The 22,534-nt window shown below is 62.8% G+C and carries 23 protein-coding genes; 13 read left to right on the top strand and 10 right to left on the bottom strand.

Annotated elements, in window-relative coordinates; translation table 11 throughout:
• Position 1: 1 nt before the first annotated feature.
• The gene (locus tag FXV83_RS07560) at positions 2–349 is read left to right on the top strand and encodes a hypothetical protein (RefSeq protein WP_148738562.1); all 348 of its coding nucleotides are present in this window, start codon (positions 2–4) and stop codon (positions 347–349) included.
• Between the two features lie 10 nt (positions 350–359).
• Here the strand turns inward: FXV83_RS07560 and FXV83_RS07555 are convergent, their stop codons facing one another.
• The 4 genes from FXV83_RS07555 to FXV83_RS07540 form a co-directional block, all read right to left on the bottom strand.
• Positions 360–569 (bottom strand): hypothetical protein, encoded by a 210-nt coding sequence (locus FXV83_RS07555; protein WP_148738561.1) that lies wholly within the window; start codon positions 567–569, stop codon positions 360–362.
• 139 nt (positions 570–708) lie between these two features.
• On the bottom strand, positions 709–1,578 hold the full coding sequence (locus FXV83_RS07550; protein ID WP_148738560.1) for a DUF6662 family protein: 870 nt from the start codon (positions 1,576–1,578) through the stop codon (positions 709–711).
• A 239-nt stretch (positions 1,579–1,817) separates the two neighbouring features.
• Entirely contained in the window at positions 1,818–1,898 is an 81-nt protein-coding gene (gene pqqA, locus FXV83_RS07545; protein ID WP_008562446.1) for a pyrroloquinoline quinone precursor peptide PqqA, read from the bottom strand.
• 226 nt (positions 1,899–2,124) lie between these two features.
• Positions 2,125–2,448 (bottom strand): hypothetical protein, encoded by a 324-nt coding sequence (locus tag FXV83_RS07540; RefSeq protein WP_235939338.1) that lies wholly within the window; start codon positions 2,446–2,448, stop codon positions 2,125–2,127.
• 457 nt (positions 2,449–2,905) lie between these two features.
• Here FXV83_RS07540 and FXV83_RS07535 point away from each other — a divergent pair, with 457 nt between their 5' ends.
• The 5 genes from FXV83_RS07535 to FXV83_RS07515 all read left to right on the top strand — a co-directional run bounded on the left by FXV83_RS07535 (position 2,906) and on the right by FXV83_RS07515 (position 6,739).
• Complete coding sequence (locus tag FXV83_RS07535; protein ID WP_148738559.1) at positions 2,906–4,570, top strand: methanol/ethanol family PQQ-dependent dehydrogenase; 1,665 nt, start codon at positions 2,906–2,908, stop codon at positions 4,568–4,570.
• A gap of 13 nt (positions 4,571–4,583) precedes the next feature.
• The gene (locus tag FXV83_RS07530) at positions 4,584–4,940 is read left to right on the top strand and encodes a c-type cytochrome (RefSeq protein ID WP_148738558.1); all 357 of its coding nucleotides are present in this window, start codon (positions 4,584–4,586) and stop codon (positions 4,938–4,940) included.
• Positions 4,937–5,866 (top strand): substrate-binding periplasmic protein, encoded by a 930-nt coding sequence (locus FXV83_RS07525; RefSeq protein WP_148738557.1) that lies wholly within the window; start codon positions 4,937–4,939, stop codon positions 5,864–5,866. Before FXV83_RS07530 ends, FXV83_RS07525 begins: the two co-directional genes overlap by 4 nt.
• 117 nt (positions 5,867–5,983) lie before the next feature.
• Positions 5,984–6,145: a hypothetical protein gene (locus FXV83_RS07520; RefSeq protein ID WP_235939337.1), complete on the top strand. Its 162-nt coding sequence runs from the start codon at positions 5,984–5,986 to the stop codon at positions 6,143–6,145.
• Positions 6,146–6,313: 168 nt separating this feature from the next.
• Entirely contained in the window at positions 6,314–6,739 is a 426-nt protein-coding gene (locus FXV83_RS07515; protein ID WP_148738556.1) for a hypothetical protein, read from the top strand.
• Between the two features lie 57 nt (positions 6,740–6,796).
• Here the strand turns inward: FXV83_RS07515 and FXV83_RS07510 are convergent, their stop codons facing one another.
• The gene (locus tag FXV83_RS07510; protein ID WP_148738555.1) at positions 6,797–7,765 is read right to left on the bottom strand and encodes a helix-turn-helix domain-containing protein; all 969 of its coding nucleotides are present in this window, start codon (positions 7,763–7,765) and stop codon (positions 6,797–6,799) included.
• Between the two features lie 513 nt (positions 7,766–8,278).
• On the opposite strand from FXV83_RS07510, the gene xoxF5 reads away from it, so the two are divergent.
• The 6 genes from xoxF5 to FXV83_RS07475 all read left to right on the top strand — a co-directional run bounded on the left by xoxF5 (position 8,279) and on the right by FXV83_RS07475 (position 15,874).
• Entirely contained in the window at positions 8,279–10,084 is a 1,806-nt protein-coding gene (gene xoxF5, locus FXV83_RS07505; RefSeq protein ID WP_148738554.1) for a lanthanide-dependent methanol dehydrogenase XoxF5, read from the top strand.
• 111 nt (positions 10,085–10,195) lie between these two features.
• Positions 10,196–10,690 carry a c-type cytochrome, methanol metabolism-related gene (locus tag FXV83_RS07500; RefSeq protein WP_148738697.1) on the top strand — a complete coding sequence of 165 codons (495 nt, stop codon included), beginning with the start codon at positions 10,196–10,198 and terminating at the stop codon, positions 10,688–10,690.
• Positions 10,691–10,751: 61 nt separating this feature from the next.
• On the top strand, positions 10,752–11,861 hold the full coding sequence (locus FXV83_RS07495; protein ID WP_148738553.1) for an S-(hydroxymethyl)glutathione dehydrogenase/class III alcohol dehydrogenase: 1,110 nt from the start codon (positions 10,752–10,754) through the stop codon (positions 11,859–11,861).
• A 33-nt stretch (positions 11,862–11,894) separates the two neighbouring features.
• Positions 11,895–12,458, top strand: coding sequence for an S-(hydroxymethyl)glutathione synthase (gene gfa / locus FXV83_RS07490; RefSeq protein WP_148738552.1), 564 nt, complete (start codon positions 11,895–11,897; stop codon positions 12,456–12,458).
• 649 nt (positions 12,459–13,107) lie between these two features.
• The gene (locus FXV83_RS07480) at positions 13,108–13,560 is read left to right on the top strand and encodes a (2Fe-2S)-binding protein (protein WP_148738550.1); all 453 of its coding nucleotides are present in this window, start codon (positions 13,108–13,110) and stop codon (positions 13,558–13,560) included.
• A gap of 1 nt (position 13,561) precedes the next feature.
• Positions 13,562–15,874 carry a xanthine dehydrogenase family protein molybdopterin-binding subunit gene (locus FXV83_RS07475; protein WP_148738549.1) on the top strand — a complete coding sequence of 771 codons (2,313 nt, stop codon included), beginning with the start codon at positions 13,562–13,564 and terminating at the stop codon, positions 15,872–15,874.
• Positions 15,875–16,140: 266 nt separating this feature from the next.
• Here FXV83_RS07475 and FXV83_RS07465 read toward each other — a convergent pair whose 3' ends face one another.
• The 4 genes from FXV83_RS07465 to FXV83_RS07450 form a co-directional block, all read right to left on the bottom strand.
• Positions 16,141–17,868: a methanol/ethanol family PQQ-dependent dehydrogenase gene (locus FXV83_RS07465; RefSeq protein ID WP_148738547.1), complete on the bottom strand. Its 1,728-nt coding sequence runs from the start codon at positions 17,866–17,868 to the stop codon at positions 16,141–16,143.
• Positions 17,869–17,983: 115 nt separating this feature from the next.
• Entirely contained in the window at positions 17,984–18,637 is a 654-nt protein-coding gene (locus tag FXV83_RS07460; RefSeq protein ID WP_148738546.1) for a QcrA and Rieske domain-containing protein, read from the bottom strand.
• A gap of 265 nt (positions 18,638–18,902) precedes the next feature.
• The gene (locus FXV83_RS07455) at positions 18,903–19,367 is read right to left on the bottom strand and encodes a group III truncated hemoglobin (RefSeq protein WP_148738545.1); all 465 of its coding nucleotides are present in this window, start codon (positions 19,365–19,367) and stop codon (positions 18,903–18,905) included.
• A gap of 195 nt (positions 19,368–19,562) precedes the next feature.
• Entirely contained in the window at positions 19,563–20,414 is an 852-nt protein-coding gene (locus FXV83_RS07450; protein WP_148738544.1) for a 3-hydroxybutyryl-CoA dehydrogenase, read from the bottom strand.
• Between the two features lie 511 nt (positions 20,415–20,925).
• Between FXV83_RS07450 and FXV83_RS07445 the strand changes: the two genes are divergently transcribed.
• On the top strand, positions 20,926–21,624 hold the full coding sequence (locus tag FXV83_RS07445; RefSeq protein WP_148738543.1) for an ABC transporter permease: 699 nt from the start codon (positions 20,926–20,928) through the stop codon (positions 21,622–21,624).
• On the opposite strand, the gene FXV83_RS07440 is transcribed toward FXV83_RS07445, so the two are convergent.
• Positions 21,598–22,407, bottom strand: a complete 810-nt coding sequence (locus FXV83_RS07440; protein ID WP_148738542.1) for an ABC transporter substrate-binding protein — start codon at positions 22,405–22,407, stop codon at positions 21,598–21,600. The two genes, FXV83_RS07445 and FXV83_RS07440, sit on opposite strands and share 27 nt — an antisense overlap.
• Between the last annotated feature and the right edge of the window lie 127 nt (positions 22,408–22,534).

The raw sequence follows: 22,534 nt of genomic DNA, 5'->3' as shown, positions 1-22,534 counted from the left end.
GATGCGTTGGGGTCCGGTGTTGATCGCGTTGCTGGCGTTTGCCGGCGAAGCCGCCGCGCAAAGCAAGGGCAAGGGCATCCGTCTCTGGAATCTGACGACCGAGACGATCTCGGGGTTTCAGCTCTCGCCGGCCGGCAAGACCGACTGGGGTCCGAACCAGACCTTGAACGACAAGGACAAGGAGGTCGACCACGACGAGCGGCTGCGGATCACCGGCGCCGAACCCGGCCGCTACGACGCCAAGGTCAGCTATCCCAATTCACGGCAGTGCATCGTCCGCGACATCGAGATCAGGGCCGATGCGGTATTTTCGATCGCCGACAAGGATTTGAAGGATTGCACCAAGTAGCAGCGACGCATCACGCTTTGTCATTCGGGTGCGGGTATTCACAGCGCCAACGCACCGCATGCCACTTCGGGTGCTCGCCGATCCATTGCGCAATATATGGCGGCGCGGCCATGGCGCATTGCGTCGGCGACCCTGCATAGGAAAACACCAGATGCTGCTCCTCGCAGGTCGCAGGCGAGAGCACCGCGCACACAGTGACCACCAGATCAATCGGGTTCATACCGGCATCCTCGCGCAAGGGGCAATCAAGATTAGCATAAAGGGCTACGTGTAAGGCGAGCGGAAGTTTCAAACCGGCGTGAGGAATGGGGAACTGTCTCCGTTCCTTTTCCCGCTTGCGGCAACAGGTTCGGCCAAACCTAGAAATTCACACCGAACACCAACCTGGCCTGATGGCGTTCGAAATTGACGAGGTCGAGATTGGCGGCTGATCCGGTCGGGCGGCCCCAGGCCTGCATGCTCCAGCTCAAGGTAAGCCGCGAGCGTTCGGACAGCTGGAAATAGGCGGTGGGACCGACGAACAGCGCCTGGCCCGCGAATTCGCCAAGACCGATGCCCTCGTACTGGCGGAAGTAACGCAGCTCGCCGCCGAGCAGGATGTTTGGACGCACGCGGGCCATGCCGGCAAAAGCCACGCCGATGGTGGAGCTCTTCTCGGACTGCCCGGCTATCTCGAAGCGCGCCCATTCCGGCTGATAGATCAGGTTGAGTGCGCCGATGGCGAAATTCGGGATGAGCTCGCGGTCGAAGGCGAGCGTGAGGTCGGTGCCGTACATCCGGCCCTTTGCGCCAGAGGTCTCATCGATGCGGTCACCATGGAACTCGGCGGCGACGGTCAGTCCGAACGGCGCGCGCTCGCGATCGAGCAGGCGATAGCGCAGGTCGAGCGAGGCACCCTGGAAGTTGAGCTGGCGGCGATCGTCAATGTCGGGGACGCCGGTGATGTCGTGCAAGGTTGTGGTGCCGCCGACCTCGATGCGGAAGTTCGGCAGCGGCACGACCTCGATCTCGATCTCCTGCGACAGCGCGCGGTAGGTCCCGCCGCCCTTGCCGAAGCGCCCGGTCGTCTCACTCTGGAGTTCACGCTCGCCGGGAGTGCCGACATCGGTGCCGATCATGAAGCCGAAGATGTGCTCGGTATCAAAGCCCTCTTCCGCGCCGGCGCGAGCCGGGGCAAGTGCGACGCTACACGCAACCACCATCCAAAAGCTCAAGGCTGTGACGCGCATCCCGTATCCCGAAGGCGCGCGCCGCCTTGATGCGGCAGCAACGCTGACCGCCGTCAACGTAGCATACTGCGGACGGAGCGCGGATGAGATTTTGGAGGGAGAGTGCGCCCCGACCCGGTGCGGCTTTGCATCGACCGCTAGCGAGAGCACAAGGCGATGTCGGCGGCGAAAGCGGTCCGAACACTGCCACGGCTTCGACGGTGTTTGCCATCGAAGCCGCGGCAGGTCGTCGGGTGGTCTTACTTGCGCGAAGCGCAGGCGTACATGTTGATTTCCATGCCGACCGGCACTTCCACGATCTTCGGAGCTTTCCAAGCCATTCGGGGTCTCCCAAGGGATAGAGCGCGACATCGCGCGACCGAAACCTAGGGCTGCGCCAAGTGCAGCGCAAGTCTGGAATCGAAGGCGAGAATGCATCTCTCGCAATTCTCATGCCGACACTTCTCTCTCGGACAAGAGATGTTCACTCTCGGGCAAGAGCCGCATCTTGTGCGATGCACCGCCGCAGAATTTCGACTCACGCGCGACTCACGCGCGGCCGCCGCGTTAACAATCCTTGTCCGCAGCTTGCGGACTGGACTTCGCACCTTCCGCCCGATCCGCTGCGGTCGGCTGGCTCTGCATCTGCCGCTGCGCATCTTCTGACGATGCCGCCACTCCGCCGCTGGCACGATTCATCGTGCTGGTCGGCGGATGCTGGCTCGCCTCGCTCGACGAACTCTGCGATTGCGCCGAGCCAACGGTGACCGGACCGGAGCCGGCATCCTTATCGGTGCTGGCGCTACCAGTGTTGCATGGGCCCGCGATGGCAACACCGGTGCTCAACGTCAGAATCGCGCACGCAGCGAGAACAGATCGTTTCGTGTTCATCTGCATCATCTCCTCTTGTCCCGCCGCGCTGCCCCGGTGCCGGGCAGGATATTGCGGAGAGAACAGGCCGAGCAGCCCGAGGTTCCGAACTTCGGTGCCGAATTACGCCACCGAAACGGAGCGACGTGATATCGTCAAACTTACCCTAATAGCGCTTGCCGATTCGACCGGGACCAAGACGACATAGGTCCGCAAGTGATCCCGGATTCAATTGCAATCATCGCGCTCTACAACTGCGGCGCCCGGCCACGCGAGGGCGGCGCTGCTTCGCGTCGCGGAATTTCGCCGGCGCCTCGGCGCAAGTCCGAAAACACGGTCGTAAGGTTTCCGTAAGGTAACTGGCATTCGGCGTCCAACATATCGGCATGACGCTTACGACTTTCGTATTGACGGCTTTTGCTTTCCGGCGGAGTGTTACTCCCGCAGCGTCAATAGGCGCGCATATTGGGAGGAAGGGATGAAACGCTTTGCGATGGCCGCGAGCCTCGTCATGCTTGCATCGACGTGTGCAGACGCCCAGACCACCGAGCAACTGGTCAAGGGTGCGACCGATACATCGAACGTTCTCAACTACGGGATGGGGTACAACCTCCAGCGTTTCTCGACGCTGAACCAGATCAACAAGGACACGGTCAAGAATCTCGTCCCGGTCTGGAATTACAGCTTCAACGACGATCGCAGCGAGGAATCGCAGCCGCTGGTCTACCAGGGCGTGATCTACGTGACGTCGCACAACGCAACCATGGCGGTTGACGCCAAGACCGGCAAGCAGATCTGGAAGAGCAAGATCGAATATCCCGCCGAGACGCCGCGCATCATCTGCTGCGGCATCATCAACCGCGGCGCCGCGCTCTATGACGGCAAGGTGTTCCGCACCACGCTCGACGCTAACGTGATTGCGCTCGATGCCAAGGACGGCAAGGAGTTGTGGCGGCAGAAGGCGGCCGACATCAAGGAAGGCTACTCGATGACGGTGGCGCCGCTGGTCGCGGACGGCGTCGTCATCACCGGTATTTCCGGCGCCGAGTTCGGCACCCGTGGCTTCATCGACGGCTGGGATCCGGCAACAGGCAAGCACCTGTGGCGCACTCATTCGGTCCCGTCGCCGGAGGAGCCCGGCGGCGACACCTGGAAGGGCGACACCTGGAAGCTCGGCGGCGGCTCGACCTGGATCACGGGTTCTTATGATCCCGAGCTGAACACGGTCTATTGGGGCATCGGCAATCCGGGCCCGTTCAATTCGGCGGTGCGTCCGGGCGATAACCTCTACACCTGCTCCGTGCTGGCGATGGATCCCAAGACCGGCAAGATCAAATGGCACTACCAGTTCTCGCCGAACAATCCGTTCGACTATGACGCCGTTGCCGAGATGGTCCTCGCCGACATCAATGTCGAGGGCAAGCCGACCAAGGTCTTGATGGATGCCAACCGCAACGGCTTCTTCTACGTGCTCGACCGCACCAACGGCAAGCTGCTCGCGGCCAATCCGTATGTGAAGGTCAACTGGGCCACCAGCATCGACATGAAGACCGGCCGTCCCGTCGAGACCGACGTCAGCAAGGACGCGCGCGAGGGCAAGAAGGTCGTCGTCTATCCCTCGCTGCTCGGCGGCAAGAACTGGGAGCCGATGTCCTTCAATCCGCAAACCGGGCTCGCCTACGCCAACACCCTTGCATTCGGCGGGCACTACAAGACGGAGCCGGTGACGTACAAGGCCGGCGAATGGTATCTCGGCATGGACCTGACCGACCTTTGGGACTGGCCCAATGGTCCCCGCGGTCATCTCAAGGCCATTGATCCGCTCACGGGCAAAGCCAAATGGGAAGCGCCAACCGACATCCCGAGGTTCTCCGGCGTGCTGTCGACCGCGGGCGGAGTCGTGTTCACGGGCGCGCTGACCGGCGAGTTCGAGGCCTTCGACGCCGACAGCGGCAAGAAGCTCTGGCAATTCCAGACCGGCTCGGGCATCGAGGGACAACCGGTGACCTGGCAACAGGACGGCGTGCAGTATGTCGCCGTTACGAGTGGGTATGGCGGCGTCTACTCGATCTTCTCCGGTGACGAGCAGCTTGCCACGGTGCCGGCGGGCGGCTCGCTGTGGGTCTTTGCGGTCAAGCAGTAGCCACAGGCAAGACGTGCTGAGAGAGGTGTCTTACAAGACGGCGGCGAAGATCGCCGCCGTCGCGGTGCTGACGGTCGCGCTTGCGGCGACCGTTCGTGCCGCGGATGATTCAACTGGCAATCCCGTGCAAGCGCAGATCGACCACGGCAAGTCGACCTATGCTTCGAAATGCTCGCACTGCCACGGCCCCAACATGATGAATTCCGGCACCATCACGCCGGATCTGCGCGCCTTCCCCGATGATAAGACGCGCTTCGTCACCACGGTGAAGAACGGCAAGAACAACAAGATGCCCCCTTGGGCCGACATTCTCAGCGACGACGAGATCGGGGATCTCTGGGCCTTCATCTCGAGCCGGAGGAAGCCATGACGGCCTGGCGCACCGCCCGGAGCGTCGCCGCAATCCTCGTCGCGGCGGCAACGGTCGCTCATGCCGCCGACGATCCCTTAAGGATTTGTCTCGATGAGAACCGGCCGCCGCTCTCGGTGCATCATCGCGGCAAGCCGGACTCCGGTTTCGACGCGCTGCTGGCGCAGGCGATCGCGGAGCGGCTAGGACGGCCGCTGGCCATTCAGTGGTTCGAGAGCAAGCTGGATGAGGATTCGAGCCCGCAACTCGAGGCCAACGCACTGCTTTCCGACGGGCGTTGCGCGCTCGTGGGCGGCTACGCACTGACGCAGGATTCGCTGGTGGTCCCCGGCATGAAGACGGCCCGGCTGCCGGATTTCGCCGGCGCCACGCGCGAGGACCGGCGCCGCCGCGTCGCGCTCGGCGTGCTCGCGCCGAGCCAGCCCTACGTCTATTCGCCAATGACGGTCGTGCTCGGGCCGAAGGCAGCCGGCCGAAAGATCGGCGACATCGGCGATCTTGCCGGACTTCGCCTCGCGATCGAGAGCGGATCGCTAGGCGACGCCATTTTGATGAGGTTCGACAAGGGGCACCTGATCGATGGCATCACGCATCTCGTGCCCGGCCGCAGCGACCTGCTCGGGGCGCTCGAGCGCGGCGAATATGACGCAACGCTGATCGACCTCGGCCGCTTCGACGCCTATCGTGCCGCGCATCCCGACACCGCGATCACGACCACAGGCTACTACTATCCAATCGGCGCCAATCGCGGTTATGTCGCGCTTGCGAGCGCGCCTGCCCTGGTCGACGCCGTCAACAAGGCGCTGACCGGGCTTGCTGCCGAGGGTAAGATCGCCGAATTCGGCAAACAGGCGGGGCTGACCTATCTGCCGCCGCGCGAACCCGCGATCCTCGGCGACGTCTGGAAGCAGATTATTCAACGGTGATTCTATTGGTCATTCCGGGGCACCCGAAGGGCGAACCCGGAATCCATCCACCGCAGAACATGCGGCCCGATGGATTCCGGTCCCGGGTGCTGCGCACGCTTCCCGGAATGACGGAGGATGTGGCTTGCGGCGCCGGCCATCCCGTCCACCACAAGCCTGCGCGATCTGCTCTCCCGGGAAATCAAGACCGGCGAGCTGCTGCGCGCGCTGATCGTCGTCGGCCCGATGGTCGCTGCCTTATTTCGTCTTGCGCGAAACGGCCCTGCTGAATCTCAATAGCGCGCGGTTTGTTGGCCCCGAACCGGCCTGAACTTTCGGCATGGCGCCAGCCATCCCCTCGCGGCCCAGTGTCCGACCAAAGCCTAGTGCAGGAGAATCTATTCTCCCGCTATGATTGCGCGAAGCTGCCGGAAGATCTCGTCGGCGCGGAGGAGAAAGGCCAATCGCATGACATCGGATGGCATTGCCGTAGCCGTCATGATCATCCTGCTCTTTCCGATGGGCTATTTCTTGCTGGCCTCGCCCGCCTTCCTGCTCGTGAAGCTCGATATCCAGCCTGTCACTCAGCTGTTGCGCGGGATGTTCAATGTCCATTTCCGAATCATGAGCGTTGCCGGCGTCATCGGGGCAGTGGCTTTCATGGTGGCCGGTCGACCGCTTTTCGGGGCAGGCGTCGGCCTGATTGCAGCTTTCGCGATTTGGGGACGCGGCTGGTTCATGCGACGGATGGATGACCAGCTCAACGCCAGGGATGCGGGCGATGCCGACGCCGTGCGTCGGCTTCGCCGGTTGCATTGGGGCGGGATGCTGTGCAACGCGGCGCTGGTTGCCGCTCTCCTGGCCAGTATTCCCTATGTCGTCACAACGACGTGAGGGAAGCGCGCGCAAACCACAACCGGCGTCCATGACGAAACGCCGTGCGATGATTGCCTAATGGCCGTCCGCACTCGCGGCAGCCTGCTGCCCCTTGTGGATCGAGGACGGCACCACGCCGAAATATTTCCGGAACACGCGGCTGAAATGCGATGAGCTGGAGAAGCCCCAGGAGAACGCGACGTCGGTGATGGTCTTGCCGGCGTGGGCCTCGAGCTCCTGGCGGCAATTCTGAAGGCGCGCCTGCCAGATGTAATCGCTCACCGTGGTGCCGCGCTCGGAGAACAGCATGTGCAGATAGCGCTTTGAGCAGCCGAGTTCGCTGGAAATCTGGTCGATGCACAGATCCGGATCGCGCAGGTGCTCACGAATGAAAAATTGGGCACGCACATACATCGCCTCCGGCCCGACGCGGTCCAGCATCGTGTCGGCTTCGCGCAGCGGCAACAGCAGCAGATCGATCAGCGAGTCGGCGACGCCGACCGCGCTGTTCGCCGACAGCTTCGCCGCTTCGTCGAACGTGGCATGGACGAAATCATGGGCGATCCGCCCCGTCCCGGTGCGCGACGACAGCTTGCAGGCCGGCATTCGCTGCGACGGGAATCCGCGGTCCCGAAGCAACGCCTTCGGCACGATCACCACGTCGTGGCGCGTGAAGGCGGGACTGATGATCGAATGCGGACAGGAGACGTCGTAGGCGATGATGTCTCCCGGGTTGATCTCGATGTGGCGGCCCTCCTGCTCGAAATAGGACACGCCGTAGGTCTGGAAGTGGATCTTGATGTAGGGGTGCTCGTTGCCCTTGGCGCGCGCCAGCGTGTGCGCGATGCGATGCTGGCTGACCTCGATCTGGCAGAGCTTCAGACGCGAGACGGTGGTGTAGTCGATGCGGCCTTCGAGCGAAGATGCCTCGAGCGGATCGACGTCGAAATATCCGCACAGGCTCGTCAAGCCATCGATCCAGCTCTGGATCTGCCGCTTCGGCGTCAACCCTGTCGTCGAGAGCGTGTGAATTGTGTCGGACATTAATCCAGCCACTGCATTGATCCGGAGATTCGACGCGAATCGCGACCAGCGCTGCCGAAGCGCTCAGCCATGATTGCGTGACGTTTACCTCAAATTCAGGCGGTCTTTTGGAACAAGCAGCATCGTTCCATTGCCACCCTTGAAACTTAATCCTCCGCCTTAGTTGCACGGCCGTCAAGGGGAACCTGACTGTCGATGGCGGCGCGGTGCGATATGGAAGCAGCCGAATTCGCGCCTGCAAAATCAAAAACTTGGCGTCCGTGCGCTGTCGAGCAAATCGCCTTCTCTCTTGGGCAAGTTTCCCGATGGCGAAGACGTTAGGGATTGCATCAGGAACAACAAGAATGGGCCGCTCCTGCACGTGGACCCGTGGCTCTCATCAGGAGGAGGAAACAGCACAGCATCGTTTCTGGTCCCAATCGTAACCGCCCTGCACGAGCAGACGCCGGACGGAAAGCCCGGTGATTAAGCAATGCTTCGGAAACAATAAACGCGACCAATGGAGGAATGACTATGCGCAAGGTGCTACTCGCGACCTTTCTTGGCTCCGCGGCGGCTCTCGCCGTCGGCAGCGCTTCAGCCAATGACGAGCTGATCAAGATGTCGCAGAACCCGAAAGACTGGGTTATGCCGACGGGCGACTATGCCAATACCCGCTATTCCAAGCTGAACCAGATCAACGCACAAAATGTCGGCAAGCTCCAGGTCGCCTGGACCTTCTCGACCGGCGTGCTGCGCGGCCACGAAGGCGGCCCGCTGATCATCGGCAACATCATGTACGTCCATACGCCGTTCCCGAACAAGGTCTATGCTCTTGACCTTTCGCAGGAGAACAAGATCGTCTGGCGGTACGAGCCGAAGCAGGACCCGAACGTCATCCCGGTGATGTGCTGCGATACCGTCAACCGCGGCCTGTCGTACGGCGACGGAAAGATCTTCCTGCATCAGGCCGACACCACTCTCGTCGCGCTCGACGCCAAGACCGGTCAGGTTGCATGGTCCGCGAAGAACGGCGATCCCAGCAAGGGCGAGACTGGCACGTCGGCACCGATGGTCATCAAGGACAAGGTGCTGGTCGGCATCTCCGGCGGCGAGTTCGGCGTTCAGGCCCATATGACCGCCTACGACATCAAGACCGGCAAGGAGGTCTGGCGCGGGTATTCGGAAGGGCCGGATAACCAGCTCCTGGTCGACGACAAGACCACCGCGCTCGGCAAGCCCATCGGCAAGGACTCCAGCCTCAAGACCTGGCAAGGCGATCAATGGAAGATCGGCGGCGGCGCGACATGGGGCTGGATTTCCTACGATCCCGAACTCAATCTCGTCTACTACGGGTCGGGCAACCCCTCGACCTGGAACCCGAAGCAGCGTCCCGGCGACAACAAATGGTCGATGACGATCTGGGCGCGTAATCCGGATACCGGCGTCGCCAAGTGGGTCTATCAGATGACGCCCCATGACGAATGGGACTACGACGGCGTCAACGAAATGATCCTCTCGGACCAGCAGATCAACGGCCAGCCGCGCAAGCTGCTGACACATTTCGATCGTAACGGCCTCGGCTACACGCTCGATCGCACCAACGGCGAATTGCTCGTCGCCGAGAAGTACGATCCGAAGGTGAACTGGACCTCCGGCGTCGACATGGACAAGAACTCGCCGACTTACGGCCGTCCGAAGGTGCTCGACGCAGCTTCGACCGACAAGGCCGGCGAAGACCACAACGTCAAGGGCATCTGCCCGGCCGCGCTCGGCACCAAGGACGAGCAGCCGGCAGCCTACTCGCCGGACACGCAGCTGTTCTACGTTCCGACCAACCACGTCTGCATGGACTACGAACCGTTCAAGGTGAGCTACACTGCGGGCCAGCCCTATGTGGGTGCGACGCTCTCGATGTATCCGCCGCAGGGTGAAAGCCACATGGGCAACTTCATCGCCTGGGACGGCAAGACCGGCAAGATCGTCTGGTCGAACAAGGAGCAGTTCTCGGTCTGGTCGGGTGCGCTCGCAACCGCCGGCGGCGTGGTGTTCTACGGCACGCTGGAAGGCTACCTGAAGGCGGTCGATGCCAAGACCGGCAAGGAGCTCTACAAGTTCAAGACTCCCTCCGGCATCATCGGCAACGTCACCACCTATGAGAACGGCGGCAAGCAGTACGTCGCAGTGCTCTCCGGCGTGGGCGGCTGGGCCGGCATCGGCCTGGCGGCAGGCCTGACCGATCCGACCGCCGGTCTCGGCGCAGTCGGCGGCTACGCGGCCCTCAGCAACTACACGGCGCTCGGCGGTACGCTGACCGTGTTCTCGCTGCCGGCGAACTAGCCTCGACACCTTATCGCTCCGGCGCGTGGATCAAATCCACGCGCCGGCTCGTCTCCAACAAACGCCCCGAGGAAAATTCTCTTGCGTAAAATCTGCTCTATCATTGCTGCGATGGTCCTGGTTGCGTCCGGAGGCGTTGCTGTCGCGGACGACGGCTCGGGTGACCCGACTGCCGTCAAGAAGGAAGACGATGGCAAATGGCTCGATAAGGAAGGAATTCCGACCTACAAGATTACGGCCGACGGCAATGTGGACTGGTTTACGTACTCCGGATACCGCCGCTACCACTCGGACTGCCATGTCTGCCACGGCCCGGATGGAATGGGCTCGACCTATGCCCCGGCGTTGAAGGATTCGCTGAAGACGATGAGTTACGGCGACTTTCTCGGTGTCGTCGCTTCGGGTCGCAAGAATATCTCGACCGCGCAGGAGAACGTGATGCCGGCCTTCGGCGATAATCCGAACGTGGCCTGCTACATGGACGATCTCTACATCTATCTGCGCGCTCGCTCCAATGAGGCCTGGGGCCGCGCGCGCCCCGGCAAGCATGAGGACAAGACAGAGGCCTATACAAAGGCCGAAGACTCTTGCATGGGCAAGAAATAACGTCTGGAGGTTCGGCCGAGACACCATCTCGCCGTCTTCCTGAGGATTTGAGGAGTTTACGATGAAGACACGTGCCGCCGTCGCTTTCGAAGCCAAGAAGCCGCTCGAGATCGTCGAGGTCGATCTGGAAGGACCGAAGGCTGGCGAAGTCCTGGTCGAGATCAAGGCGACGGGCATCTGCCATACCGACGCCTACACGCTCGACGGCTTCGACAGCGAAGGAATTTTCCCGTCGATCCTGGGCCATGAGGGCGCCGGAATCATCCGCGAGATCGGCCCTGGCGTGACCTCGGTGAAGCCGGGCGATCACGTCATCCCGCTCTACACACCCGAATGCCGGCAGTGCAAAAGCTGCCTCAGCCAGAAGACCAATCTCTGCACCGCGATCCGCGCGACGCAAGGCAAAGGCGTGATGCCCGACGGCACCAGCCGCTTCTCCCACAAGGGCAAGCCGATCTACCACTATATGGGCTGCTCGACGTTCTCGAACTTCACGGTGCTGCCGGAGATCGCGGTGGCGAAGATCCGCGAGGACGCTCCCTTCGACAAGAGCTGCTACATCGGCTGCGGCGTCACCACGGGCGTCGGCGCCGTCGTCAATACCGCCAAGGTCACGCCGGGCTCCAACGTCGTGGTGTTCGGCCTCGGCGGCATAGGCCTCAACGTCATCCAGGGTGCCAAGATGGCCGGCGCCGACAAGATCATCGGCGTCGACGTCAATGACTCCAAGGAGGAATGGGGCCGCAGGTTCGGCATGACCGACTTCGTCAACCCCAAGAAGATCACCGGCGACATCGTCCCGCATCTGGTCAACCTGACCGATGGCGGCGCCGACTACACGTTCGACTGCACCGGCAACACCACCGTGATGCGCCAGGCGCTGGAAGCCTGCCATCGCGGCTGGGGCACCTCCATCATCATCGGTGTCGCCGAAGCCGGCAAGGAGATCGCAACGCGTCCATTCCAGCTCGTCACCGGACGCAATTGGCGTGGCACTGCCTTCGGCGGCGCGCGCGGTCGCACCGACGTACCGAAGATCGTCGACTGGTATATGAACGGAAAGATCCAGATCGATCCGATGATCACCCACACGCTCAAGCTCGAAGACATCAACAAGGGCTTCGATCTGATGCATGAGGGCAAATCCATCCGTTCAGTCGTCGTGTTCTAGCTCAGAAGCGTCACACCCAAGGAGGATCGACCCATGACTGTTGCACTCCACCCCTCGATCGATAACGGCATCAAACAGGGCAGCGGCCACTTTGCCGGCGGCACGCTGGTCTGCAAATGCAGCGACCATCCGGTCAAGGTCGGCGTGAAGGGCGACGTCGCCCACAACCACGCCTGCGGCTGCACCAAGTGCTGGAAGCCGCAAGGCGCGACGTTCGCGGTGATCGCCGTGGTGCCGCGTCAGAACGTCACCGTGCTCGAAAACGGCGACAAGCTCCAGATCGTCGATCCGTCCGCGGTGATCCAGCGTCACGCCTGCAAGGCCTGCGGCACGCACATGTACGGCCGCATCGAGAACAAGAACCATGCGTTCTACGGGCTCGACTTCATCCACCCCGAGCTGTTCCAGGAGCAGGGCTCGCAGGCGCCGCAATTCGCCGCCTTCGTTTCGTCGGTGATCGAATCGGGCGTGAAGCCGGAGGAGATGGCGGGCATCCGTTCGCGGCTGAAGGAGCTTGGACTAGAGCCCTACGACTGTCTGTCGCCCGCGCTGATGGACGCGATCGCCACCCACAGCGCGAAAGCCAAAGCCGCTTGAGCATCAAGGCCGCCTGACCAAAGGCCGCCTGATGTTCGCCACGCCCCGTCCGCTCGCTGGTCACGACCACCGCCAGCGAGCCGGATGGGCGCGGTTTCCGGATGATCGCGACGACGACGCCTCTTCTCGCCCTTGACGTGCTTGCGAGAATCATCGGCTCCCTCAGTCCTGGTCTCTGAATGACTGCGCAGTGCCGCCAACTTCCTCCTTGAAGCGAGCGCCGCTGCGTTTCTCCCTCCCTCGACTGAGGCATCCTGCTTCGTCCGCACAGTCTGCCTGGCGGACGAAGCTTTTTTCGTCGGGGCTGCATTCGCGGTCGCACATAGTACGCGACGTCCCGCCGCGCCCTGCTTTTGACAAATCAAGACTGCAATCTGTTCACGTCGAGGACACCCGGCTGTGAACGCCGGCCTGCCCCGATTCCTGATACGATCGCGAGCATCACGATGCCGCGAAGTTGAATCAATTAAGAAGAAGACGGAAGGTATCGAGCACATCCAGACATTGCGATCCGCATCCACGCCTTCCGCCGGGACCTGCCCGCGCGGGACGAGTGGCGAAATACGGGACAACGTGGCGCACGGACCATGGCGCCGGCCGGCGTCGGCGAAACTTGAAGCGACATGCTTATGAAGAGCGAGGGACGATCATGATCAAGGTGAAGATCAACGGCCAGGAGCAGAGCTGGGACGGCGACCCGGATCTCCCGCTACTCTGGTTCCTGCGCGATGAGGCCGGGCTGACCGGCACCAAATTCGGCTGTGGCCAGGCCCTTTGCGGCGCTTGCACAGTCATCGTCGACAAGGAGGCCGTGCGCGCCTGCATCACGTCGATCAGCGACGTCGCCGGGCGCGAGGTCACGACGATCGAGGGGCTACACCCGAACGGGGATCACCCGGTCCAAAAAGCTTGGCGCCAGGTCAACGTTCCTCAATGCGGCTTCTGTCAAGCCGGCCAGATCATGCAGGCCGCCGCGCTGCTGATGGACAATCCCAAGCCGTCGCATGAGCAGATTCGCGAGGCGATGTCTGGCAACATCTGCCGCTGCGGCTGCTATCAGCGCATCGAGAACGCGGTCCATCTCGCATCGACGGGGGTGTGACATGAATTTCATCGACAATCCCGGCAAGCTCCGTGGCTTCGAAAAACACATAAAGGTCGAGAAGGTCTCGCGCCGCAGCATCCTGAAGGGGCTCGGCATCACCGGCGGCTTCGTGCTCGCCGCACCTGTGATGTCGCGCCAGGCTTTTGCTTATGAAACCGGCGCTGGCAAAATGCCGCATGGCGTGGTGGTCGACCCCCGCGTCTTCGTTTCGGTCGCGCCTGACGGCATCGTCACCATCCTCGCCCACCGCGCAGAGATGGGCACCGGCGTGCGCACCAGCCTGCCTCTGATCGTGGCCGAGGAAATGGAGGCCGATTGGTCCAGGGTGAAGGTGCAGCAGGCCCATGGCGACGAGGTCAAATTCGGCAACCAGGACACCGACGGCTCGCGCAGCACGCGGCACTATTTGATCCCGATGCGCCAGATCGGCGCCTCCGCCCGTACCATGCTGGAGCAGGCCGCAGCCAAGCGCTGGGGCGTGCCGGCGACCGAGGTCAAGGCCATCAATCACGAGGTCGTCCACAGCGCCAGCGGACGCAAGCTCGGCTTCGGCGAGCTCGCTGCGGACGCCGCCAAGGAATCGGTGCCGAGCATCGAAGGCCTCAAGCTGAAGGACCCCAAGGACTTCCGCTATCTGACCAAGGGCCAGGTCGGCATCGTCGATCTCCACGACATCACCACCGGCAAGGCGCGTTACGGCGCCGATGTGCGCCTGCCCGGCATGAAATACGCCGTGATCGCGCGTCCGCCGGTGACCGGCGGCAAGCTCGTGTCATTCGATCCGGCTGAGGCGATGAAGATCTCCGGCGTCGAGAAAGTGATGGAGGTGCGCGGCTGGCCGTGGCCGTCGAAATTCCAGCCGCTCGGCGGCGTCGCCGTGATCGCGCGCAACACCGGCGCGGCGATCAAGGGACGCGACGCCCTGAAGCTGGTTTGGGACGACGGTCCGAACGGCAAATACGATTCCGTAGCCTACCGCAAGGAACTCGAGGAGGCCTCGCGCAAGCCCGGCCTCGTGCTGCGCAAGGAGGGCGATGCGGACGCCGCCCTGAAGGGCGCCGACAAGGTGATCGTCGGCGAGTACTACGTTCCCCATCTCGCCCATGTCAGCATGGAGCCGCCGGTCGCGGTGGCCGACGTCAAGGGCGACAAGGCCGAGATATGGGCGCCGGTGCAGAGCCCCGGCGGCACTCGCGAAGACGTTGCCAAGACGCTCGGCATCCCCGAGCAGAACGTGACGGTCAACGTCACGCTGCTCGGCGGCGGATTCGGCCGCAAGTCGAAATGCGACTTCGCGCTCGAGGCGGCACTGCTGTCGAAGGAGCTCGGGGCGCCCGTGAAGGTGCAATGGACGCGGGAAGACGACCTCCATAACGGCTTCCTGCACACCGTCTCGGTCGAGCGGATCGAGGCCGGCCTCGACAAGGACGGCAAGGTGATCGCCTGGCGCCACCGCAGCGTGGCACCGAGCATCGCCTCGACCTTCGCTGCCGGAACCGTGCATCAGGCCCCGTTCGAGATCGGCATGGGTCTCGTCGACATGCCGTTCGAGATCGCCAACATTAGCTGCGAGAATCCGGAAGCCGCCGCGCATACACGCATCGGCTGGTTCCGCTCGGTCTCGAACATCCCGCGCGCCTTCGCGGTGCAGTCAATGGTCGGGGAGGTCGCGCAGGCGACCGGCCGCGACCAGAAGGAGACGCTGCTCGCGCTGATCGGCAGCCCCCGCATCGTCAAGCCTGCGGTGAAAGACCTCTGGAACTACGGTGAGCCCTTAGACAGCTATCCGATCGACACCGCGCGGCTGCGCAAGGTGGTCGAGCTGGTCGCCGAGAAGGGCGAATGGGGGCGGCAGGTGCCGAAGGGCCACGGCCTTGGCATCGCCGTGCACCGCAGCTTCGTCAGCTATATCGCGACCATCGTGGAGGTGGCCATCGACGACAAAGGCAAGCTGACGGTGCCGCGGGTCGACACCGCCATCGATTGCGGCACCTATGTCAACCCCGAGCGCATCGCCTCGCAGATCGAGGGCGCGGCGATCATGGGGCTGAGCCTCGCCAAATATGGCGAGATCACCTTTAAGGACGGCAAGGTCCAGCAGAAGAATTTTGATGACTTCCAGGTCATCAGGATGGACGAGTCGCCGCTGGTGACCAACGTCTACATCGTGCCGCCCGGACCTGATACGCCGCCGAGCGGCGTCGGCGAGCCCGGCGTGCCGCCGTTCGCACCGGCTCTGATCAATGCGATCTTCGCGGCGACGGGCAAGCGTATCCGTTCGCTTCCGATCGGCAAGCAATTGGAGGCGTAGAGCGGAACACAACACGGCCTCGTGCCGTTTCCATTGATCTGACAGCAGCAGATCGATGGCCAACACCTCAAAGGCGCTCGCAGTCTCGCTGCTGTCGGGCGCCTTTCTTTTGCCGACCGCCGGCGCGTTCGCCCAGAGCAACACCACGGCCCCGACCACGGGGGAGAAGGGAAGACAGCAAGGCGCATGCAAAATGCGGCGGACGTTTCGTCCGCCGCATTCGCTCTCCCCCGCGCCGCTCCGCTTCTTCGATCCGCCCGCGGAGCTTACTTCTTCAGCGCGAACACCCAGATGACGCCGCCCTGCGGCACATTGGCTTCGATGCCGATATTGTTGGTCACGAGCGCATCCTGGATGCGCTGCGCGTCCACCCCCCAGCCTGACTGGATCGCGACGTATTGCGTCCCGTCGACCTCATAGGACACCGGCATGCCCACGATGCCGGAGTTGGTCTTCTGCTCCCACAATTGCTCGCCGGTCTTGGCGTTGAAGGCGCGGAAGTCGCGGTCGTTGGTACCACCGGCGAAAATGAGATCGCCTGCGGTCGCCGTGACCGATCCGAACAGCTGCGATTTCGGGAAGTTGTGCTGCCACACCTTCTTGCCCGTGACGGGATCCCAGGCCTGGAGCTCACCGAAATGATCGGCGCCCGGCTTTGTCTTCAAGCCGATGTCCTCCGGCTTGGTGCCGAGCCAGAGTTCGCCCGGCTTGAGTGCAATCTTCTCGCCGGTGAAGCCGCCGCAGAAATTCTCGTTGGCGGGCACGTAGACGAGGCCGGTCTTCTGGCTGTAGGCCGCCGACGGCCAGTCCTTGCCGCCCCACAGCGACGGGCAGAACTCGACGCGCTTGCCGATCACCGGCTTGTGCGCGGGATCGAGGATCGGCTTGCCGGTCTCGGCATCGATGCCTTTCCAGACATCGGTGGAGACGAACGGCCAGCCGGCGACGTAGTTGATCTTGGTCGGCGTGCGCTCGAGTATCCAGAAGATCGCGTCGCGGCCCGGATGGACGAGGCTCTTGATGTTGCGACCGTCGCGGTGCAGGTCGATCAGCATCGGCGCATCGACCTCGTCCCAGTCCCAGGAATCGTTCTGGTGGTATTGGTGATGGGTCTTGATCTTGCCGGTGTTGGGATCGAGCGCGAGCACCGATGAAGTGTAGAGATTGTCGCCGGGATGAGTCTCGCCGGGCCATGGCGCGGCGTTGCCGACGCCCCAATAGATCGTCTTGGTCTCCTTGTCGTAATTGCCGGTCATCCAGGCCGAGCCGCCGCCGTTCTTCCAGTCCTCGCCCTGCCAGGTGTCGTGACCGGGCTCGCCTTCGCCGGGGATGGTGAAGGTCCGCCACAACTCCTTGCCGTCCTTGGCATCATAGGCGGCGACATAGCCGCGCACGCCGAACTCGCCGCCGGAGCCACCGACGATGACCTTGCCGTCGACGATCAAGGGCATCAGGGTCATGTACTGCCCCTTCCTGTAGTCCTGCACCTTGGTGTCCCACACCACCTTGCCGGTCTTGGCGTCGAGCGCCACGACATGATCATCCGTAGTGGCGAGGTAGAGCTTGTCCTCCCACAGGCCGACGCCGCGGCTGGTCGGATGCAACTGGAACAGATCATCGGGAAGCTGCCGCTTGTAGCGCCAGTATTCGTCGCCGGTCTTCGCGTTCAGCGCAATCACCTGCCCCATCGGGGTTGCCACGAACATCACGCCATTGTTGACGATCGGCGGCGCCTCGTGGCCTTCGACCACGCCGGTGGCAAAGGTCCAGACCGGCGTCAGGTTCTTCACGTTCGAGGTGTTGATCTGGTCAAGCGGGCTGTAGCCCTGCCCGTCATAGGTGCGCCGATAGAGCATCCAGTTGCTGGGCTCCGGCTTTTCCAGGCGCTGCGCGGTGACCGGTGCGTAATTCTCGATCGGCCCTGACACGGCGGCGGTCGAGGCGAGGCAGGTGAAGGCGACGAAGCCGGACAGTAACCATTGCTTGCTCGTCATGGACGTTTCCCCTTTTTCATCCGATTGAATTCTTGTGTCGAATTCTTGTTGTTCGTCCCGTCCGCCCGTTGGCGGATGCGGCTTCTCGTGACGCGGGCGGACCCCGCACCGTCCATCATCCTGGCTGCGCGCCACCTACCTTTCCGACGAAGTTCCCGGCGACGCTGAGCGAGCCCTCAGTGAGCGTCAGCGGCAGCGCCGCGAGCCGCCGCGGTGCCGGCCCGAACACGACCTGCGCGCCCGCGCGGGGATCGTATTCGGAGTTGTGGCACATGCATTTGAACACCTCCTTGTCGCCGACATCGCTTTTGACCCAGGCGGTGACGGGACAACCGGCATGGGAACAGATCGCCGAATAGGCGATGATGCCGTCGACGGCGCGCGCACGCGTCTGCTCGTCGAGCTCGGCGGGATCAAGCCGGATGATCAGGATTTCGTTGAGCCGCGAGGCGCTGCGCACCACCGATGTCTTGGGGTCCTTCGGCCAGGCATGGACCGGCGGACCGCCCGCGGGCAGATCGGATGAGGTGATGACCTTTCCTTCCTGATCGCCTTCGGAGAAGACGAGCAGGTCACCTTTTTGCGGCCGGTCATCGGAACCCGGCGGATCGTCGCCCGCGCGCACCTGCGTAGAACAGGCGAGGCACGTTGTGGTGACGAGCGCACCAATCAGGAGCGCCCGCCGCGTTTGCTCCGTGCAGGCGTCAGCTTCGGATTCCGCTGTGTTGTCGGAGGATGAAGCGGTTGTGTTCAATGATGCATTCGCCATGTCTGCAAGAGGCGCTGGAACTCTGCCGAAAAAAAGGCGGAGATTTTTCGCCGCAGTGCATCAATATAGCTTTGCTCGTGCTGATTGAATGCAAACGTGCGCATTCACGCGCATATTTTGAGTTGCAACGTCACACCACGCGACCAGCATGATGATTTTGCAGATCAGATGAATGCTCTTGGTATTGGTGCAATGCGCCCAACGCGCAGCGCGATAGTCAGCGCATCAATGCGGCTGCGCGTTTCTCAGGCAGGCATTCTGTATTCTAGGAGCGGAGCACGTGGCGTGGTGAAGCGATGCGCCCGGCAACGGTCGCCGACGCCATTTCAAAACTGTCGGCTATACGCCGTGCCCTGTCGATGAACAACGCGGCTGCCGCCGGCGGGCAAGCCTCGCGCGCGGTCTGCTCGAACAGGTCGAGCCAGCGGTCGAAATGATCCCCTATCAGGGTGAGCGGAAGATGCGCGCGCATCGGCGAACCATGATAGCGACCGGTCATCAGCACGACCGACGACCAGAACCCCCTGAGCTTGGTGAGGTGCTCGTCCCAATCCTGCACCTTCGCAAATACCGGCCCCAGCAACGTGTCCTCGCGGACGCGGCCGTAGAACCGAGTCACGAGTTCCCCGATCATCTCTTCGGTGATCCCGGTGCGTTCGATCGCGTCCTGAACCAGCAGGTTGCGCCGCTCGGCCGCAGCTTCCCGCTCGGCCTCTAGTCGATCCGACATGGTCCTTTGCTATCCGTTCCGTTGTTCCCACAGCCAGCCGTGCGACATTGTCGGGTCAATCGCGTGCGTCGTCTTTGTCGCAGCGCAAATTGCCGGTTCTGGCGGCGGGCGCTATTTCTTGAGCATGATCTTGTCGGAAAACCGCTACACACTTTTCCGAATCATGCTCCTGAACGCCCGCCGCTCGCACCATGATCAGGCGGCGTAGGTATAAAAACCCTGCCCGGTCTTGCGACCGAGATGGCCGGCATCGACCATCTCTTTCAGCAGCGGCGCCGGGCGATATTTAGGGTCGTTGAAGCCTTTATAAAAGACCTCCATCACCGAAAGCATGGTGTCGAGCCCGACCAGATCGGCGAGCGCCAGTGGCCCGATCGGATGGTTGCATCCAAGCTTCATGCCCGCGTCGATCTCTTCCGCGGTCGCGATTCCTTCCTGAAGCGCAAAAATAGCCTCGTTGATCATCGGGCAAAGGATGCGGTTGACGGCGAAGCCCGGGCTGTTCTTCGCCGTGATCGCCACCTTGCCGACACGCTTGGCAAAATCGAGCGCCTTGGCGTGGGTGTCGTCGGAGGTCTGCAAGCCGCGGATGAGCTCCAGCAGCGCCATCACCGGCACCGGGTTGAAGAAGTGCATGCCGATGAAACGGTCAGGACGATCGGTCGCCGCGGCGAGCTTCGTGATCGAGATCGACGAAGTGTTGGTCGCGAGCAGCGTGCGCGGCGACAGTGTCGCGCAGAGGTCTTTCAGGATCTTGACCTTGAGCTCTTCGTTCTCCGTCGCGGCCTCGATCACCAGGTCGCAATCGGCGAGCTTGGCGCGATCGGTGGTGCCGGTGATCCGATTGAGCGTCGCCTCGCGATCCGCCGCCGACATCTTCTCCTTCTTGACCAGCCGCTCGAGGCTGCCGCCGACGGTGGCGATACCGCGTCCCACCGCCGCATCGGAAATATCGACCATGACGACCGAAAGACCGGCCGCGGCGCAGATCTGCGCGATGCCGTTCCCCATGGTCCCTGCCCCGATGATGCCAACGGTATTGATCATTGCTTCACATCCTTCTCATCTGCGGGCGCAACAGGCCCGACCCCTTTGGTCCTGCATCAGGGTCTAGCACCGCTGGCGACCGGTTGCGACCCGATCCTGCGCCCTCCCTAAAGCATCCATCGCGGGAATAATGCCCCGCTGGCCGGAGCGGACGTTATAGACGCGCTCGCCTCGAGGAGATTTGCTGGCGCCACCTGGCCGATCAGTCGTATTCTGCTGTCCGATTCTTGGACCCTGTTCGGATTGGCTGACTCATAGGCGGCGATCCTGATGGTCTTCCTGATCCTGCGATACGTTGGCTCAACGCCCACTTTGCCAAGCTCTGGAAAGGATCCTCCATAAGCCCAGCAATCGAAAGCCCTTGGCGCGAACCAAGGGTATCGACCATATTACTGACCGGCCGCCGCTTTGCTCCAACAATGACACCTAAGGACCAGTCCGTGAAGCGCCTCCGCAGCTCCGACCTCGACGATCCGGAGGCGCCCGGCCGCACAGCGAAGTTCGCGCGCGGATGAACGACTTCGCGCGCTCCATCACCGCCGCCTTCTCGCTCATCGGCTCGGCCGACCCGGAGCTCATCGGCATCGTCGCATTGTCGTTGCGCGTCAGCCTGACCGCCAGCATCCTCGCGCTATTGATCGGTGCACCCTTCGGCGCTTTTCTTGCGATCGCCCGTTTCCGGGGGCGGCAGGTCATCATCGTCCTGACCAATGCGCTGCTCGGCCTTCCGCCGGTCGTGGTGGGGCTTGGCCTCTATCTGCTGCTGTCGCGGTCCGGCCCGCTCGGGGCAGGGGGTCTGCTGTTCACGCCGACCGCCATGGTGATCGCGCAGACACTGCTCGCCGCGCCCATCGTGGTGGCGCTGGTGCACAGGCCGGCGAGCCTGCTGTGGTCCGAGTATGGCGATCTGGCGCGGATCGACGGGCTGTCGGTCCTGCACAGCATCGGCCTGCTATTCGCGCTCGGCCGGACGTCGCTGCTGACTGCGTTCCTCGCCGCCTTCGGGCGCGCGATCGCGGAGGTTGGCGCCATCATCGTGGTCGGCGGCAACATTCGCGGTTTCACCCGCACGATGACGACCGCGATCGCGCTGGAGACCAGCAAGGGCGACCTGCCCCTGGCGCTCGGGCTTGGACTGATCCTGCTCGCGCTCAGCGTGGCAGTGTCAACCATCGCCTTCCTGCTAGTGGGACGCGTTGGGGAAAAATAGCTGTTCGCCGCCGACCTTGTAGCCGGCGATCGCGTCCTGTCCCTTGGGCGAGATCAGCCAGTCGATGAAGGCCTGCCCGGCCTGCGCCTTCACGTTCGGGTGCTTTGCCGGATTCACCAGCATGACGCCGTACTGGTTGAAGAGCCGCTTGTCGCCCTCGGTCAGGATCGCAAGCTCGCCGCGGTTCTTGAACGACAGCCAGGTGCCGCGGTCCGACAGAACGTAGGCGTTCGACGACGAGGCCATGTTCAGTGCCGGCCCCATGCCCTGGCCGATCTCGCGATACCAACCATCCTTGCCCGCACCGAGGTCGACGCCCGCCTCCTGCCACAACCTCAGCTCGGCCGCATGCGTGCCCGACTTGTCACCCCGCGAGACGAACGCGGCCTTCGCCGCCGCTATCCTGCGCAGCGCTTCGGTCACGTCCTTGCCACCGGCGATCTGCGCGGGATCGCTCTTCGGCCCGACGATGACGAAGTCGTTGTACATGACGTCGAAGCGCTTCACGCCCTGCCCTTCGGACATAAACTTGTCTTCGGCAGCCCTATCATGAACAAACACCACGTCGGCATCGCCGCGCCTCCCGATGTCGAGCGCCTGACCGGTGCCGACGGCAACGACCTTCACATTGATGCCCTCGGCTTTCGAGAACAGGGGCAGCAGATAGCCGAACAGGCCCGACTGCTCCGTCGACGTCGTCGAGGCCACGGTGATCGTGCGATCCTGCGCCAGCGCAAGTGTCGACCAGAACAGGACCGCTCCGATGGCGGCAATTCTTCTCATGCGTCGTCCTTAGATGTCGAGCGATCCAGGTTACTCACCGGAGGATGATACGGGAACCCCGAAGTTCGGTGCAATGCACTTTGCGACGTGATGGATGTTCTGCAATTGGTCCCACCTACATTGACAT

This window comes from Bradyrhizobium hipponense (genome assembly GCF_008123965.1).
In the GTDB taxonomy this organism is placed as follows: domain Bacteria; phylum Pseudomonadota; class Alphaproteobacteria; order Rhizobiales; family Xanthobacteraceae; genus Bradyrhizobium; species Bradyrhizobium hipponense.
Note: the sequence above shows the minus strand (reverse complement) of the source record. Positions and strands in the feature narration are given on the sequence as shown.